The 17,212-nt window shown below is 70.1% G+C and carries 9 protein-coding genes and 2 pseudogenes; 6 read left to right on the top strand and 5 right to left on the bottom strand.

The features are described 5' to 3' along the window. Positions 1-42 precede the first annotated feature (42 nt). The 4 genes and pseudogenes from TN53_RS21285 to TN53_RS21270 form a co-directional block, all read left to right on the top strand. Complete coding sequence (locus TN53_RS21285) at positions 43-1,827, top strand: glycosyl hydrolase family 28 protein (RefSeq protein ID WP_046260167.1); 1,785 nt, start codon at positions 43-45, stop codon at positions 1,825-1,827. 31 nt (positions 1,828-1,858) lie between these two features. Beyond that, complete coding sequence (locus TN53_RS21280; protein WP_420719116.1) at positions 1,859-5,185, top strand: alginate lyase family protein; 3,327 nt, start codon at positions 1,859-1,861, stop codon at positions 5,183-5,185. Between the two features lie 27 nt (positions 5,186-5,212). Next, a complete protein-coding gene (locus TN53_RS21275; RefSeq protein WP_046260165.1) occupies positions 5,213-6,460 on the top strand; it encodes an alginate lyase family protein in 1,248 nt (415 codons plus the stop codon). 195 nt (positions 6,461-6,655) lie between these two features. After that, positions 6,656-8,005 (top strand): annotated as a pseudogene (locus TN53_RS21270) (carboxylesterase/lipase family protein); the annotation flags it as partial. A 244-nt stretch (positions 8,006-8,249) separates the two neighbouring features. Here the strand turns inward: TN53_RS21270 and TN53_RS49340 are convergent. From TN53_RS49340 to TN53_RS21250, 5 genes and pseudogenes are all read right to left on the bottom strand, one after another. After that, positions 8,250-8,330 (bottom strand): annotated as a pseudogene (locus TN53_RS49340) (hypothetical protein); the annotation flags it as partial. Positions 8,331-8,375: 45 nt separating this feature from the next. Further along, positions 8,376-9,431, bottom strand: coding sequence for a LacI family DNA-binding transcriptional regulator (locus tag TN53_RS21265; protein ID WP_046260163.1), 1,056 nt, complete (start codon positions 9,429-9,431; stop codon positions 8,376-8,378). 144 nt (positions 9,432-9,575) lie between these two features. Next, the gene (gene rox, locus TN53_RS21260; protein WP_046260162.1) at positions 9,576-11,045 is read right to left on the bottom strand and encodes a rifampin monooxygenase; all 1,470 of its coding nucleotides are present in this window, start codon (positions 11,043-11,045) and stop codon (positions 9,576-9,578) included. Between the two features lie 175 nt (positions 11,046-11,220). Further along, positions 11,221-12,141 (bottom strand): homocysteine S-methyltransferase, encoded by a 921-nt coding sequence (gene mmuM, locus TN53_RS21255; protein ID WP_046260161.1) that lies wholly within the window; start codon positions 12,139-12,141, stop codon positions 11,221-11,223. Between the two features lie 283 nt (positions 12,142-12,424). Continuing rightward, entirely contained in the window at positions 12,425-14,521 is a 2,097-nt protein-coding gene (locus TN53_RS21250) for a hypothetical protein (RefSeq protein ID WP_046260186.1), read from the bottom strand. A gap of 203 nt (positions 14,522-14,724) precedes the next feature. On the opposite strand from TN53_RS21250, the gene TN53_RS21245 reads away from it, so the two are divergent. After that, positions 14,725-15,801 carry a family 43 glycosylhydrolase gene (locus tag TN53_RS21245; RefSeq protein ID WP_046260160.1) on the top strand — a complete coding sequence of 359 codons (1,077 nt, stop codon included), beginning with the start codon at positions 14,725-14,727 and terminating at the stop codon, positions 15,799-15,801. Then, a complete protein-coding gene (locus TN53_RS21240) occupies positions 15,798-17,207 on the top strand; it encodes an RICIN domain-containing protein (RefSeq protein ID WP_046260159.1) in 1,410 nt (469 codons plus the stop codon). Before TN53_RS21245 ends, TN53_RS21240 begins: the two co-directional genes overlap by 4 nt. Positions 17,208-17,212 lie beyond the last annotated feature (5 nt).

The following is a 17,212-nucleotide window of genomic DNA, read 5'->3' as shown; positions in this document are numbered from 1 at the left end:
TTCCGTATCTCTCATCTCCCCTTTTGCTGAAGGAACTTCTCCATGAGCGACACCCAGAGCACCGGCCTGTCCCGGCGCACCCTCCTCCAGGCAGCCGGTGCCACCGCCGCCGCGTACTCGCTGATCGGAGCCACGGCCGGCACCGCGAGAGCGGACGACACCGCCGCTTCCGCCGACAAGCTGGTGGTGTACCCGATCCCGAGCGGGATCCCGACCAACTCGGCCTTCTCCGTCAAGGCCCGTACGCCGGGCGGCGACTGGCAGACGGTGCCCGTCTACCGTGCCCGGGCGAAGCAGATCGACGCGAACACGGGCAGCGGCCCCGTCTTCAACTCCTCCGTGGCCACCTTCGACTTCAAGGGCACCGTCGAGGTCGCCGTCACCTCCGCCAAGGGCGCCATCGGCACGGCGAGGATCCGCCCGCTGTCGTACGACACCCAGTTCACGGTGGACGGCAACACGGTGACTTTCACCCTCGCCCAGCCGCGCAACCTCTCCATCGAGATCGACGGCGAGATCTTCAACAACCTCCAGCTGCACGCCAACCCGATCGAGACCCACGTCCCCGACCCTGACGACCCCGACGTCATCTACTTCGGCCCCGGCCTGCACAAGACCACCGACAACGTGATCCAGGTGCCCAGCGGCAAGACGCTCTACCTGGCCGGCGGCGCCGTGCTGACCTCGCGAGTGGAGTTCGCGAGCGTCGAGAACGCCCGGCTGATCGGCCGCGGTGTGCTCTACAACTCGCAGAACGGCATCCTGGTGAACTACTCCAGGAACATCGAGATCGACGGCATCATGGTGCTCAACCCGAGCAGCGGCTACTCGGTCACCGTCGGCCAGTCCAAGCAGGTCACCGTTCGCAACCTGCACTCCTACAGCCACGGCCAGTGGGGCGACGGCATCGACGTCTTCTCCAGCGAGGACGTCCTCATCGAGGGCGTCTGGATGCGCAACTCCGACGACTGCATCGCCATCTACGCCCACCGCTGGGACTACTACGGCGACTGCCGCAACATCACCGTCCGCAACTCCACCCTCTGGGCGGACGTCGCGCACCCGATCAACGTCGGCACGCACGGCAACACCGACAAGCCGGAGACGATCGAGAACCTCGTCTTCAGCGACATCGACATCCTCGACCACCGCGAACCGCAGATGGACTACCAGGGCTGCATCGCGCTCAACCCGGGTGACAGCAACCTGCTCAGCAACGTCCGCGCCCAGGACATCCGGGTGGAGGACTTCCGCTGGGGCCAGCTGATCAACATGCGGGTCATGTACAACAAGTCGTACAACACCTCCGTCGGCCGGGGCATCGACGGCGTGTTCATCCGCAACATGACCTACACCGGCACTCACGCCAACCCGTCGATCATGGTCGGCTACGACGCGGACCACGCCATCAAGAACGTGACGTTCCAGAACCTCGTCATCAACGGCAAGATGATCGGCAACGGGATGAAGAAGCCCGGCTGGTACAAGTTCACCGACATGATGCCGGCGTACGCCAACGAGCACGTGATCAGCCCCCGGTTCCTGAACGCCACCGAGGCCACCTCCACCGACCAGCCCGCCATCACCAGCCCGGACAAGGCCACCGGCACCAAGAACCAGATCTTCAACTACCTGATCACGGCCGGCGCCCTGCCGACCTCGTTCGCCGCCGAGGGCCTGCCGAAGGGGCTGGACATCGACACCGCCACCGGTCTGATCTCCGGGACCATGCGGGACAACGTCGGCAGCTTCACCACCACGGTCTCGGCCACCAACAGCGTGGGCACCGCGACGCAGACCGTCACGTTCACCGTCGAGCACGCGTGACGGGGCACTGAGAACCATCATGGAGTCACCCGTGTTTCCTCTCAGCCGACGGAACTTCCTCGGCGCGGCGGGTCTCGTGGTCGCGGCCGGAGGCGGGCTGCTGTCCGCCTCCGCGGCGGCGTGGGCCCAGGACGACGACAGCTCGCCCCGCGCCTTCACCCACCCCGGACTGCTCCACAGCGCCGCCGACCTCGCCCGGATGAAGGCCGCGGTCGCCGACCGGCAATCGCCGGTCTACGACGGTTACCTGACGTTCGCGGCCCACGCCCGTTCGAAGCCGACGTACACGATCCAGAACACCGGCCAGATCACCTCCTGGGGGCGCGGTCCCACCAACTTCCAGAACCAGGCCGTCGCCGACTCGGCCGCCGCCTACCAGAACGCCCTCATGTGGTGCGTCACCGGCAACCGCGCCCACGCCGACAAGGCACGCGACATCATCAACGCCTGGTCGGCCTCCCTGACCATGGTCACCGGCGCCGACGGCCCGCTCGGCGCGGGTCTGCAGGCCTTCAAGTTCGTCAACGCTGCCGAGCTGCTGCGGCACAGCGACTACGACGGCTGGACCGACGCCGACATCGCCCGCTGCGAGCAGTCCTTCCTGAACGTCTGGTATCCGGCCGTATCCGGTTACATGCTGTACGCCAACGGCAACTGGGACCTGACGTCCGTTCAGTCCATCCTGGCCATCGGCGTGTTCTGCGAGGAGCGCACGCTCTTCGAGGACGCGCTGCGGTTCGCCGGGGCCGGGGCCGGAAACGGCAGCGTCCTGGGCCGTGTCGTCACCGCGGCAGGCCAGGGCCAGGAGTCCGGCCGCGACCAGGGCCACGAGCAGCTCGCCGTCGGCCTGCTGGGCGACGCCGCGCAGGTCGCCTGGAACCAGGGCGTCGACCTGTGGGGGTACGACGGAAACCGCATCCTCGCAGCCGCCGAGTACGCGGCCGCGTACAACCTCGGCGGCGACGTCCCCTTCACCCCCGACCTCGACCGCACCGGCAAGTACATCAAGAAGACGGTCTCGGCCATCTCGCGCGGCACCCTGCCGCCGATCTACGAGATGTACTACGCCCACTACGCCGGCGTCCGCGGCCTCGACACCCCGTACACCAGGGCGGCCGTCTTCCGCGGCACCGGCGGCGCGCGCGCCGTCGAGGGCAGCAACGACGACCTGCCCAGCTTCGGCACCTTCGCCTACGCCCGCACGCAGGCCCCCTCACCGACCGTACCGACGGCCCCCGCCGGGGTCACAGCGGTGGGCGGCGGCAAGAAGGTCACGGTCGCGTGGCTGCCGTCCGCGTGGGCGGGCACGTACAGCGTCCACCGGGCCACCAAGCCCGAGGGGCCGTACGAGGAGATCGCGCCCACCGTCGACGGCACCACGTACACGGACGACGACACACGCGGCGGGCGCCCTTACTACTACCGGGTCACCGCCACCAACTCCCAGGGAACCAGCCCCGAATCAAGCCTCGCCGCCGCCTCAGCCGACCTCCCCGAACCCTGGACCACCCAGGACATCGGCGAGGTGAAGATCCCCGGCTCCGCGACCTTCGACGGCGAGCGGTTCGTGCTGGAGGCGGCCGGCACCGCCGACGCCTACCGCCTGGTCCAGTTGCCCCTGCCGGGGGACGGCACGGTCACCGCGCGGATCGTGTTTCCGCTCAGCTCGCAGTACTCGAAGATCGGAGTCACCCTGCGCGACTCCCTCGACGCGGGTGCCGCGCACGTCTCGATGATGATCCAGGGACTGCCGCTGCACACCTGGAGCGGGGTGTTCTCAGTGCGGCCGGACACCGGGGCCGACGTGTCCGGCACCGGCAGCACCCCCGTCCCGCCCACCCAGCAGCAAGCGATCACCGAAGCCGCCGCCTTCCCGATCTCCAACCTCGGCGCCCTCCCCGAGTCGGCGACCCCGCTCGAAGCGCCGTACGTCGAGGGCGCGGGCGACGGCTACCGGATGCGGGCCCCCTACTGGGTGCGGGTGACCCGCAGGGGCCGCCGCTGCACCGGCGCCATCTCACCGGACGGCATCCGCTGGACCGAAGTCGGCTCCACCGAGGTCGAGTTGGGGCACACCGCCTACGCGGGCCTGGTCCTCACCTCCTGCCTCGGCGTCGACGAGGAGTACGCCGAGACCGGCACCGGTGCCTTCGACAACGTCAGCGTCGTCGCCGCGAAGACCGGTGAGGTGTGGTCCGCGCCCCGCCCGGCCCGTACCGCCACCGGACTCAAGGCCGCTTCCGCCGCGGACGCCGTACAGCTGGCCTGGACCGACCCCGACCTCTCCGCCCGCTACAAGGTGCTGCGCGCCACGAGCGCCGACGGCCCCTACGAGACCATCGCCACCGGCGTCGGCCCGGTCGGCTTCGGCGCCCGCATACGGTACTCCGACGCCACGGGCACACCCGGGACGACGTACCACTACGTCGTCGCGAAGACGAGCTGCGGCGGCCGAGGACCGCTCTCGGACGCTGCCGCCGCCCAGATGCCGACCCCGATCACACCCCAACTCACCTCCGCCACCACCGCGTTCGCCAACCAGGGCGACGGCTTCCGGTATCTGCTGCGCGGCTCGCACGAGCCCGTACGGTTCACCGCGGACGCACTGCCCGACGGACTCCGCCTCGACAAGCGCACCGGCCTGATCTCCGGAACACCCACTGAGACCGGCGAGTTCAAGGTCACCACCACCGCCGGCAACGCGACCGGCGACGGCACCGGCACGCTCACGCTCACCGTCGGCACACCCCCGCCCGACCCGTGGACGTACGGCGACCTCGGCGACCCCGTGCTCGACGACCGCGCCTTCGGCACCCTCGGCGTGGTCGCCATCCGCACCCCGGGCAGCACCTCGTACACCGACGGCACCTTCACCCTGCGCGGTGCGGGCGTCGACCTGACCGCCAACAACCAAGGAATGACAGGCCAGTTCGTGCGACGGCCCGTCACCGGCGACTGCGAGATCACCGCCCGGCTCGTCTCCCGCACGGGCGCGAGTGCCGACCGGGTCGGCCTGCTGATGGCCAAGTCACTGTCGCCGTTCGACCAGGCCGCCGGAGCGATCGTCACCGGCGGAACCGCCGCGCAGCTCATGCTGCGCACGACCGTGGCCGGAAAATCGGCCTTCACGGGCAGCGGCACCGCCACCCTGCCCTCCCTGTTGCGGCTGAAGCGCGTCGGGACCGCCTTCACCGCAGCCCTGTCCACCGATGACGGCGCCACCTGGACCACCCTCGCCACCGGCGAGATCCCCGGGTTCGGTGACGCCCCCTATTACGTGGGCCTCGTGGTCTGCTCGCGTGACCCCCTGGCCCGCTGCACCACCGAGTTCGAAGAGGTGAGTATCACCACCGACTGATCCCCCACGGATTGGAGATTCACCACGATGAGCCGCACTTCCCCCCACCAGCACCTCCACACCGGTGAGTTGAGCCGTCGCGGTCTGCTGAAGACCGCCGGCGGCCTCACCGTGGCCGTCGCCCTGGGTACCGCGTCCGACGCCACCACGGCGGACGCGGCCCCGGCGACCTGGACCCACCCCGGCATGCTGCACAACGCCGGCGACATCAACCGCGCCAAGGTCAGGGTCGCCGCCGGCACCGACCCCTGGCTGTCCGGCTGGAACAAACTGGTCGCCAACTCCCACTCCCAGTCCACCTGGACCAACCGGGCCACCGCCACCGTCATCCGCGGCGGCACCGGCGAGAACTACGGCCTCCTCTACAACGACATCGCCGCCGCCTACCAGAACGCCCTGCGCTGGCGGGTCGGCGGCACCGAGGCCAACGCGGTCTGCGCCGCCCGCATCCTCAACGCGTGGTCCACCACGCTCACCTCGATCGGCGGCAACGCCGACCGCTTCCTCGCGGCCGGACTCTACGGCTGGCAGTTCGCCAACGCCTGCGAACTCATGCGGGACTACGACGGGTTCGACCTCGCCGCCGCCCAGGAGATGACGGCGCGCGTCTTCTACCCGATGAACAACAGCTTCCTGACCAACCACAACGACGCCTGCATCACCAACTACTGGGCCAACTGGGACCTGTGCAACACGGCCTCCGTCCTGGCCATCGGCATCCTCAACGAGGACGGCGCCAAGTACGACCAGGCGGTCACGTACTTCAAGTCCGGTGCCGGCAACGGCTCCCTCGCACACGCGGTGCCGTACCTGTACACCGACTCCGACGGCTATGCGCTGGGCCAGTGGCAGGAGGCCGGCCGCGACCAGGGGCACACCGTCATGGGCATGGGCCAGATGGGCGCCATCTGCGAGATGGCCTGGAACCAGGGCGGCGACCTCTACTCGTACGACAGCCGCCGCTTCATGAAGGGCGCCCAGTATGTCGCGAAGTACAACCTCGGCAACGACGTCCCCTTCACCACCTACACCTGGGGCACCGGCCAGAACTGCTCCCAGTCCTCCCAGACGGTGATCTCCTCCGCCTCCCGCGGCCAGATCCGCCCCGTCTGGGCGATGCTCCACTTCCACTACAACCGGCGCCTGAACCTCGACGACAAGTACATCTCGGCGTTCTACCACGCCAACGCCCCCGAGGGCGGCGGCGGAGACTACGGCTCCACCAGCGGCGGCTTCGACCAGCTCGGCTTCGGCACGCTGATGTACGCGAAGTAGCACGCAGCACCGTCTGGACATACGGCACACCGCACACCGCGTGCCACACACCACACAGCGTGTACAGACGCTAGCGGACTGTATGCGATGTACCCCGAACAGCCTCCAGACCGCCTCGTGCGCCGGAATAGCGCGCCGTGATGTGGTGCTCTGTTGTTACCGGTGCACGAGCGCGGCGAGGAGGCTGGTGGTCGAATGACGGCAGCAGTCCAGAAGGATCCCGTGGTGAGCACGCCCTACGGAGCCGTACGCGGCCGTCATGAGAACGGGATCGCGGTGTTCCGGGGCATCCCCTACGCGGCACCCCCCTTCGGCCCCCGAAGGTTCCGGCCGCCCCTCCCGCCCGAGCCGTGGGAGGGCGTGCGGCACGCGGGGGCCTTCGGGCCCACGGCGCCGAAACCGCCGTACTCCGAAGCCTTCGCGCAGTACCTTTCCGACCCGTTCGTGCCCGGCGACGACTGTCTCAACCTCAACGTATGGACACCGGAGCCGGGCCGCGGGGCCCGGCTCCCGGTCCTGGTCTGGCTGCACGGAGGTGCCCTGACCAGGGGATCCTCCGCCGTGCCGGTGTACGACGGGCATGGCTTCGCCCGTGACGGCGTCGTCTTCGTCTCCGTCAACTACCGGCTGGGAGTCGAGGGCTACGGCCTGTTCCCGGACGCCCCCGCCAACCCGGGCCTGCGCGACCAGCTCGCCGCACTGGAGTGGGTGCACCGGTCGATCGAGGCCTTCGGCGGCGACCCCGCCCGCATCACCCTCGCGGGCCAGTCCGCGGGCGCCATCAGCACCGGCGCCCTGCTCGCCGCACCGCAGGCACAGGGCCTGGTGCGGCGCGCGATCCTGCAGAGCGGGCCGCCCGAGGCCGCCGACCGCGACAAGGTACGGCGGATGGTGCGCCGGATGGCCGCCCGGCTGAAGATCCCCGCCACCGCGGCCGCCTTCGCCGAGGTCGACCGCGAGCTGCTGCTGCGCACCCAGGGCGAGGTCGGCCGGCTCAGCAGCCCGGTGCTCGGCGGCCCCGCCTTCGGCATCGTCGTCGACGGCGACCTCGTTCCCCGTGACCCCTTGGAGGCACTGATCGAGGGCGACGCGGCCCGTGACGTCGACCTGATGGTCGGCTGGACCCGCGACGAGTACCGGCTCTGGCTGGTCCCCGGCGGCCTCCTGGAACGCGTCGACCGCCTCGGCGCCGTCGCCCTGGCCGGCGCCATGGCCCGCTGCCACGCCGGCCACGAGGTGCCGCGCGGCTACCGCCTCCTGCACCCCGACGCCGGCACCGCCGAGATCGTCGGCCAGATGGTCACCGACCACCTGCTGCGCATCCCCCTGCACCGCCTGGCCGAGGCCCGCCCCGATGCCGCGTACGTCTACGAGTTCGCCTGGCCCTCCAACCTCCCCGGCCTCGGCTCCTGCCACGCCCTGGAACTGGGCTTCGTCTTCGACACGGGCGACAGCCCAGAGTCGGCCAAGCTCGCCGGGGAGGGGGCACCGCACGAACTGGCCGAGGCGATGCACGGGGCGTGGGTGCGGTTCGCGGTCGACGGGGATCCGGGGTGGGAGGCGTGGGACGAGACGCACCCGGTACGGATCTTCGGCGACCTCGCCGACGTCGGCGAGGGTCAGCCGGATTACGCGATCGACGGCCCGTCGGCGCCGACAGCCGACGGTCGCCAGGATTTCGCATACAGTCCGCCGTACACGGCACACGGCCCCCGCGATACCGGTTTCGCCCTCTGGACCGCCGACCGCAACCCTCCGGAATCCACACCCGCATCGGTCCCTCCTGACGGTTCGCCCACGCGTAGTACGGAACTGCGGTCAGTGGTACGGCGTCTCCGCCTCCCCGGCGCAGTCCGTCGGCAGTGACCACACCGACCCCGCCCGGCAGCTCGGGTCGTGCCCGCGGCCGCACCGCCTATTCCTTGAGCGGCGCCACCGAGTCCCGCACCACCACATGCGTGCCCAGCAGCAGATGCTCGTCCGGGGTGTTCGGTTCGCGCCCCAGCGCGGTCCTCACGGCGAGCCTGCCCAGTTCCTCGTAGGGAACATGCACGGTTGTCAGCGCCGGATGCAGATCCCGGGCGAACGGAATGTCGTCGTACCCGGCCAGCGACACATCGCGCGGCACACTGAGGCCCGCCTCGTGCAGTGCGGTGAGCGCGCCCGCCGCGACCATGTCGGTGGCGGCGACCACGGCCGTGAAGTCCAGCTTCTGCTCCAGCGCCTCGCGCATCAGCCGGTGGCCCGAGTCGCGGGTGAAGTCGCCGTGCAGCACCAGCTCCTCGGCGGGCTCGACACCGCGCGCCCGGTGGGCGGCGAGATAGCCGCGCTCGCGACCCTGTGCCGTGGTGTGGTCGGACTTGCCGCCGAGGAACAGCACCCGCTGGTGGCCCTGCACGAGGACGTGCGCGACCAGGGCGTAGGCGCCGCCCTCGTTGTCGTACTCGATGACCGTGACCGGTGCCCCGGGCCCCAGCGGCGGGCGCCCGCACAGCACGAGGCGGGAGCCGGCCGAGGCGAGCGAGTCGGCCATGCGGCGGGTACGTTCGCGGTACTCGGCGGTGTCGGCGCCACCGCCGACCAGGATCACGGCGGCCGCCCGCTGCGCACGCATCATCTCCACGAACTCCACCTCGTGGCGCGCGTCGCCCTCCGTGCTGCACACCAGGCACAGATGGCCCAGCCGCGTCGCCTCACGCTCCACGCCGTGCGCCATCAGCGCGAACGACGGACCCGTGATGTCCTCGAGCACGAACGCCAGCGTGGGCGTGCCGACGCCCGCGATCGCCTTGGCGCGCGCGTCGGCGACGTAGTCCATCTCGCGGACCGCCCGCATCACGCGCGTACGGGTCGCCGCGCTCACCGGATAGACCCCGCCCAGCACCCGAGACACGGTCGACGCGGACACCCCCGCGCGCGCCGCCACGTCCCGGATGGTGCTGCGGCTCGCGTCCTCGCTCTTTCTGGTCATGCCTGCCTCGTCCCTCTCCCCGGGCTTGTCGGCCCACCCCTCGGGAACTGCGGCAACATGGATGGAAACCGGTTCCCGACCCGGAGGCTAGCAGCGGGGGAGGGCCGGGACGAGAGAGATACGGCAGGAACCGCGGCCGCTCGTTCAGCCGGTGGCGGCGCCGAACCACCGGGGCAGCCGGTCGAGCAGCTCCTCCTGGTCCTCACCCACCCACGCGACATGGCCGTCCGGCCGCAACAGCACGGCGGGCACGTCCAGTTCCTCGCTGCCGTCGACGACGTGGTCGACCCGGTCCGCCCAGCCCGCGAGCGAGAGCCGGCCGCCGGTCTGGTCGAGCAGCAGCCCGCGGCCGCCGTGCAGCAGCTCGTAGAGGCGCCCCTGCTTCAGCTTCACGTCGCGCAGCCGCCGGCCGAGCAGCTCGTGGCCCTCGCCGAAGTCGTAGCGGATGTCGAGCGCGGTGACCTTCTCGATCAGGTGCCGGGTGACGCCCTCGAAGTCCATCAGCTCCGACATCAGCCGCCGCACCGCCTGGGCGGTCGGGTCGGTGGAGATCAGCAGGGTCTGCACGCGGGTGTTGTCCAGGACGGCGGCGGCCACCGGGCGCCGTTCGCCCTCGTAACTGTCCAGCAGTCCCTCGGGAGCCTGGCCCTTGATCTCGGCGGCCAGCTTCCAGCCGAGGTTGAACGCGTCCTGGATACCGAGGTTGAGCCCCTGTCCGCCCAACGGCGGGTGGACGTGCGCCGCGTCGCCGGCCAGCAGCACCCGGCCGACCCGATAGTGCTCGGCCAGCCGGGTGGCGTCGCCGAACCGGGAGAGCCAACGCGGCGAGTGCACCCCGAAGTCGGTGCCCGAGTAGGCCCGCAACTGCCGTTTGAACTCCTCCAGGGTCGGCGGGACCGAGCGGTCCTCGGCCACCCCCTCGGCGGGCACGACGACGCGGTACCGCCCCTCCCCGACGGGCCCGAGGCCGAACCGCTTCTCGGTCTGCCGGATCTCCGCCACGACGGCGGCGATCGTCTCCGGGGCCTCCGTCACCTCCATCTCGCCCAACAGCGTCTCCGCCTGGGCGGGTTGACCGGGAAAGCCGACCCCGAGCAGTTTGCGCACCGTGCTGCGCCCGCCGTCGCAGCCGACGAGATAGCGCGAGCGCAGCCTTGTGCCTCCCCCACCGGCTACGCCCTCATTGGCGGGGGTGCCCCCACTGGCGAGTTCGACGCTCACCCCGTCCTCGTCCTGGCCCACCCCCACCACCTCGCAGCCGCGCCGGATCTCGGCGCCGAGCTCGGTGGCGTGCTCGGCCAGCAGACGTTCGGTGACGGGCTGCGGGATGCCGAGGATGTAGCCGTGCGCGGTGTCCAGCTCGGGCACCGGCTTGTCGATGGCGGCGAAGTAGCCACCGCCGACGGGGAATTGCCGACCGTGGGCGAGGAACTGCTCCAGCAGCCCGCGCTGATCCATCACCTCGATACTGCGTACGTGGAGACCGAGCGAGCGGACGTACGCGGCGGGCTCGGCATCCTTCTCCAGCACGAGCACCCGCACGCCGTGCAGCCGCAGCTCGCCGGCCAGCATCGAGCCGGTCGGTCCGCCACCGGCGATGATCACGTCGATCATGAGACCCCCATAAGCGCATGCATTGCGCGAATCGCTGATTTCACCAGCTTCTGGCTTCGACCGGAGATTCTGCGGCACGAGGGGGGTCTTGCCGCAAGGTCCAGGGTGCGCTATAGGTTGAGAGTGGCAAGGAGTAGCTGACTCCTTGCCTTTTCTTTTGTCGTCCGGCGCCGCCCTACGCCTCGGCCAGCGTCCCCGCGATCGACGTGATCGCCTGCGGCCCCACTCGGCAGCACCCGCCGATCAGCCGGGCCCCGGACTGCCGCCAGGCGCGCACCTGGCCGGGGGCGAAGGAGGAGCGCCCGTTCCAGGCGCGGGCCTCGGCGTCCCACGCCTCGCCGCTGTTGGGGTAGACGACGACCGGCTTGCCCGTGACACGGGCGGCGATCTCGACGGCGGTGTCCACGTCCTCGGGCGCGCAGCAGTTCACGCCGACCGCGATCACCTCGTCCGCGTCGGCGGCCAGGGCGAAGGCCTCCTCCAGCGGCTGGCCGGCGCGTGTGTGCCGACCGTCGATCGAATACGAAAGCCAGGCAGGTGTATGCAGTCCACGCACCGCCCGCACCAACGCCTCCGCCTCGTCCGCGTCCGGCACCGTCTCCAGAGCCAGCACGTCGGGTCCGGCGGCGGCGAGCACCTCCAGACGGGGCCGGTGGAAACGCTCGAGCTCGTCGACGCTCAGGCCGTACCGTCCCCGGTACTCGGAGCCGTCCGCCAGCATCGCCCCGTACGGGCCGACCGACGCCGCCACCCACAGCGGCCGCGTGACGCCCTTCGCCTTGGCCTGCGATGCCGCCTCGCGGGCCAAGGCGACGCTCGTCGTGAGCAGTTCGGTCGCCCGCGCGTGCGAGATGCCGCGCTTGGCGAAGCCCTCGAAGGTGGCCTGGTAGCTGGAGGTGATCGCCACGTCCGCGCCCGCCTCGAAGTAGGCGAGGTGCGCCTCGGTGATCGCCTCGGGACGCTCGGCGAGCAGCCGCGCCGACCACAGCTCGTCGCTGAGGTCGTGTCCGGCGGACTCGAGCTGGTTGGACATACCGCCGTCGAGCACGACGGTCCCGGTGGCGAGGGCCTCGGCGAGGGAGGAGTTGCTGGTCATGCCGTCGACGGTACTCCGAGGGCGGGCCTTCGACCGTGCTTGTCCACCCCGCGATCAGGCCCGGTACGGCGGAACGTGATCGTGTCGCCCTCCGTCCGGCCCAGCCTTGGGGGACACCCGCTGACACCGATGCCGTGCCCGCCGAGGCCGGTGACGTCCTCGGCCCCCTCTCCGGCCCGGCCCGCCTGGAACCGCTCACCCACAACACCGGGAACGGCGTCACCGGCGGTGTCGGGGAGGCGCCGAGCGGGCGCCGAGGGCCGCTGCGGGGTGCGCAGAGGCCTCATCCGTTCGCCGCGTGTCGTCCACCCCGTCGTCGGTTGCCGCGCCGGTGCCTGGTCGCCGGAACCGCGAGTCCGCCCAGCAGCCCGAGCCCCAGCGCGTACGGCCACCAGCCGAGGCGGTCGTCCTGCGCGGCGCCCACGGTGCGGGTCGTCACGGCGGACGGGGACGAAGCCGCGGCCGGGGAGGGGGACTTGCTCGCGGTGGCGGCGGTGAGCACGACATCGTTCCCGTCGCCGCCCCGGTAGCTGATCCGGTAGGTGGTGTCGGCGAGCTTGACCTTCGTCCCCTCCTTCAGCCCGGTGAACGTGCCACCGGTCTTCGAGTCGCCCGTGTGGTTCAGCACGGTGATTTTGCGCGCGGGTGCGGTTCCGGCGGCCGCGAGGTCCAGGGTCCCGGCCAGGCGCACCGCACCGGTCACCTTCAACGGCTTGTCGCGCAGGACGAGTTCGCCCTTCGCGCTCTGCGTGTAGTTCCCGGAGACCGTGAGCCCGCCCGCGACGACACCGTCGTTGGTCACCGAGCCCTTCACCGTGCCCTTGCCGCTGAGCGTGGTCGCCACCCGCAGCCCCGTCGTGCCCGGGTCCAGGCGGGAGCCCGCGGAGGTCAGCCGGATCGCCTTGCTGCGCCGCAGCGTCGCCCCCTGCCGCAGGGCCAGCGTGCCCTTCTTCACCGTGGTCGTCCCCGTGTACGCCGCCCCGCTCCCGGTCAGGGTCGTCGTCGCGGTGCCCGCCTGGGTGACCGACCCGCTGCCGGTGATCCGGGACAGGGTCAGGGCCTTGCCGGCGTTGTTCAGCACGAGCGAGCCGTTGTTCACGATCTTGTACAGACTGCCTGCGGTATACAGTCCACCGTCGCCGCCTGCCCGACCGCTGCCCAGCCGCAGCACCGCACCCTTCTCGACGGTCGTCGAGCCGTCGTAGTACTGCACGGCCGCGAAGGTGACGTCGTTGCCGCGCGTCCCGGCGATGACGACGTCCCCGGCGCCGGGTGCGGCCAGGGTGTCGTGGAACCTGCCGCCGCCGATGGGGGCGCCCAGCGTCACCGGCCCGTTGTAGTCGAAGGTGAGCAGCGAGCGGGAGCGGGCCGCCAGCAGGTTGATGTAGACCGTCTCGGCCGTTCCCGGCATGAAGATCTTGTGCGTCGTGCCGTCGCCCCACTGGACGTTCGCGCCCTTGATGTTGGTGCCGCGCTTGTTGACGTTCTTGCGCGCGGGTGTCCAGTTCAGGGACGGGTCGCTGAGCGAGGGGTCGGTGTCGCCGCCCTGGTTCGACCAGCTGTACTGGCCCGTCAGGACGACCTTGCTGCCCGGCCGGGACTGGACGTTGATGTCGCTGCCGTACTCGCGCTGGTAGAAGTCCATGCCCTCGGTGACGGTCTGCCCCAGCGGGGTGTCCACGGTCCAGGTGCCCTGGTTGAGGACCTTGCGGACGTTCGGCAGGGAGGTCGCGAACTCCGGTCGCCCGGCGTTGACCTGCGTGCCGTTGTCGATCACCCCGGAGAAGGGGTGGGTTCCCGACAGGTCCCACGTGCCCCAGAGGAAGCGCGGCTGGGTGATCAGCCCGGAGCCGCTGATGGTGCCCAGGTTGTAGGCGGCGTTCTTCAGGGCCAGCCGCAGGGTGCCGTCGACCCGGATGTTGTCCTGGTTGAGCGCGAACTGCGGGGTGCCGTAAGGGAAATGGCCGATCAGACCGGTCGAGCCGCCGTTGCCGTACTGGAGCGTCGCCCCGCGTGCGACCGTGATCGCCGGCGGGTCGGGGGCGGTCGTGGTGACGTAGGGATGGTTGCCGCCCTGGACCGACACCTTCTGCCGCTGCCGGGACTTCGGCAGCGTGAAGTCGCTGTTCCTGGTCAGGACCAGGGTTCCGCTGCCGCGCACGGTGAGCGTGCCCTCGCCGCGGAGGACGCCGTCGTACGTCGTCGTCCCGGACGGGACCGTGACGACCGTGTCGCCGGCGAGCGTCACGCTGCGGCCCGCGAGCATGTCGGCGGTGATGTCGCGAGTGCCGGCCGCCTGCGCCGGGGGAGCGGTGATCAGGAAGGCGACCGTCGCGAGGGCGCCGGCTGCGGCTGCTGTCTTGGGGGTATGGCTGCGCACGTTACGGAGACGGGCCGGACCGGCCATCGATAACAGAAAAGTCCCCGCGATGAGCCCTCCAGCAGAAAGCGCCTTCTCTTGTCGCGTCCGACCCGTTGACCTCCTCGTTCCCCAGCCTTACCTTTCGGCTGTTCGCAATAACAACAGATGTTCTCAATATCGAACATCACTCTCAGGACACCCCCATCCGAGAGGCAGTCCGTATGAGCCGCACTCCCGACGTCCCCGACAGGCGACTGCTGCTGAAAGGCGCCCTGGCCGCGGGCGCCCTGGCCGTGACCCCCACCGTCGCCGCAGCCGCTCCGAGCCCGAAGAAGACACCCCCGTTCGTGAACCCGCTCGTCCGCAACCGCGCCGACCCCCACATCCACCGTCACTCCGACGGCCACTACTACTTCACCGCCACCGCCCCCGAGTACGACCGGATCATCCTGCGCCGCTCCCGCACCCTGAACGGGCTGGCGACCGCACCCGAGTCGGTCATCTGGACCAAGCACGCGACCGGCCCCATGGGCGCCCACATCTGGGCGCCGGAGATCCACCGCATCGGCGGCAAGTGGTACATCTACTTCGCCTCCGCACCCGCCGAGAGCGTCTGGGACATCCGCATCTGGGTCCTGGAGAACGCCGACCCCAACCCGTTCCAGGGGACGTGGGTCGAGCGCGGCCAGCTGAAGACGGCCTGGGAGACCTTCTCCCTGGACGCCACCACCTTCACCCACCGCGGCAGCCGCTACCTCGCCTGGGCCCAGCACGAGCCCGGCATGGGCAACAACACCGCGCTGTGGCTGTCGAAGATGGCGAACCCATGGACCCTGACGGGCCCTCAAGTACGCCTGTCCACCCCCGAGTACGACTGGGAGTGCATCGGCTACAAGGTCAACGAGGGCCCCTCGGTCATCGCCCGCAACGGCCGGCTGTTCATGTCGTACTCGGCCAGCGCCACCGACTTCAACTACTGCATGGGCCTGCTGACCGCCGACGCGGACGCCGACCTCATGGACCCCGCCAACTGGTCCAAGTCGCCCACCCCGGTCTTCACCAGCAACGACACCACGAAGCAGTACGGCCCCGGCCACAACAGCTTCACCGTCGCCGAGGACGGTCGCAGCGACGTCCTCGTCTACCACGCCCGCCAGTACAAGGAGATCGTCGGCGACCCGCTGCACGACCCCAACCGGCACACCCGCGTCCAGAAGCTGGGATGGAACGCGGACGGCACTCCGAACTTCGGCATACCGGTGGCGGACACCGCCACGGACACGGAGGTTGCGTCATGAGACGTGCGTACGCGGTACTGCTCGCCCTCTGTCTGGCACTGGCAGGCGCCCTGGTCACCGCGGGTCCGGCCCAGGCCGCCGCCCTGAAGATCCCCAACGGCGTCCAGTTCACGGACAGTTCGGGAGGCGCCCTGCACGCCCACGGCGGCGGGGTCATCAAGGTCGGGTCGTACTACTACTGGTTCGGAGAGAACCGCAACTCCGACAACACCTTCCGGTACGTCTCCGCCTACCGCTCCACCGACCTGAAGAACTGGGAGTTCAGGAACAACGTCCTGACCCAGTCCAGCGCCTCGGAGCTGGGCACCGCCTACATCGAGCGGCCCAAGGTCATGTACAACGCGTCCACCGGCAAGTTCGTGATGTGGATGCACAAGGAGAACGGCACCGACTACAGCGAGGCCCGCGCCGCCGTCGCCGTCTCCGACACCGTCGACGGCAACTACACCTACCAGGGCAGCTTCCGTCCGCTCGGCACCCACATGTCCCGTGACATCACGACGTTCGTGGACACGGACGGCACCGGCTACATGGTGTCCGCCGCCAACGAGAACTACGACCTGCACATCTACAAGCTCAACTCCGCCTACACCGCCATCGACAGCCTGGTCGCCAACCCCTGGGCGGGCGGTCACCGCGAGGCCCCGGCCCTGTTCAAGCGGGGCGGCGTGTACTTCATGCTGACTTCGGGCGCGACCGGCTGGAGCGCCAACCAGCAGCAGTACGCCACCGCGACCTCGCTCGCCGGCCCGTGGACGTCGATGGCGAACGTCGGCGACTCCACGACCTACAACTCGCAGACCGCGTACGTCCTTCCCGTGCAGGGCACTTCGGGCACCTCGTACCTCTACATGGGCGACCGCTGGGGCAACTCCTTCGGCGGCACCGTCAACGACTCCCGTTACGTGTGGCTGCCGTTGACCTTCCCGAGCTCCACCACGATGTCGATGTCCTGGTACCCCGAGGTCACCGTCGACACGGCCGCCGGGACGATCTCCGGGACGAGCGCGACGTACAACACCCTGATCGCCCGCAACAGTGCGAAGTGCGTCGACGTACCGAACCAGTCCCTGTGGCAGGGCATCGCCCTCGCCCAGTACACCTGCAACAGCGGCGGCAACCAGAAGTTCTGGTTCAAGGACCTCGGTACCGGCTACTACCAACTCGTCGGCCGCGGCAGCTCCCTGTGCCTCCAGGAGAACTCCACCGACGTCACCCAGGAGAACTGCGGCGGCGCGACCACCCAGCAGTGGAGTCTCACCGCTTCCGGCAACTACTGGCTGGTCAAGGCCCGCGCTACCGGAGAGTGCCTGGACGTGAACGGCGCGTCCACCGCCAACTCCGCCGCGATCATCACGTACACGTGCAACGGAGCGACCAACCAGCAGTGGACGCGCGGGACCTGACGTCA

The organism is Streptomyces sp. WM6386, assembly GCF_000972385.1.
Taxonomy (GTDB): domain Bacteria; phylum Actinomycetota; class Actinomycetes; order Streptomycetales; family Streptomycetaceae; genus Streptomyces.
The sequence above is the reverse complement of the archived record's forward strand: the minus strand, read 5'-3'. Positions and strand labels throughout refer to the sequence as shown.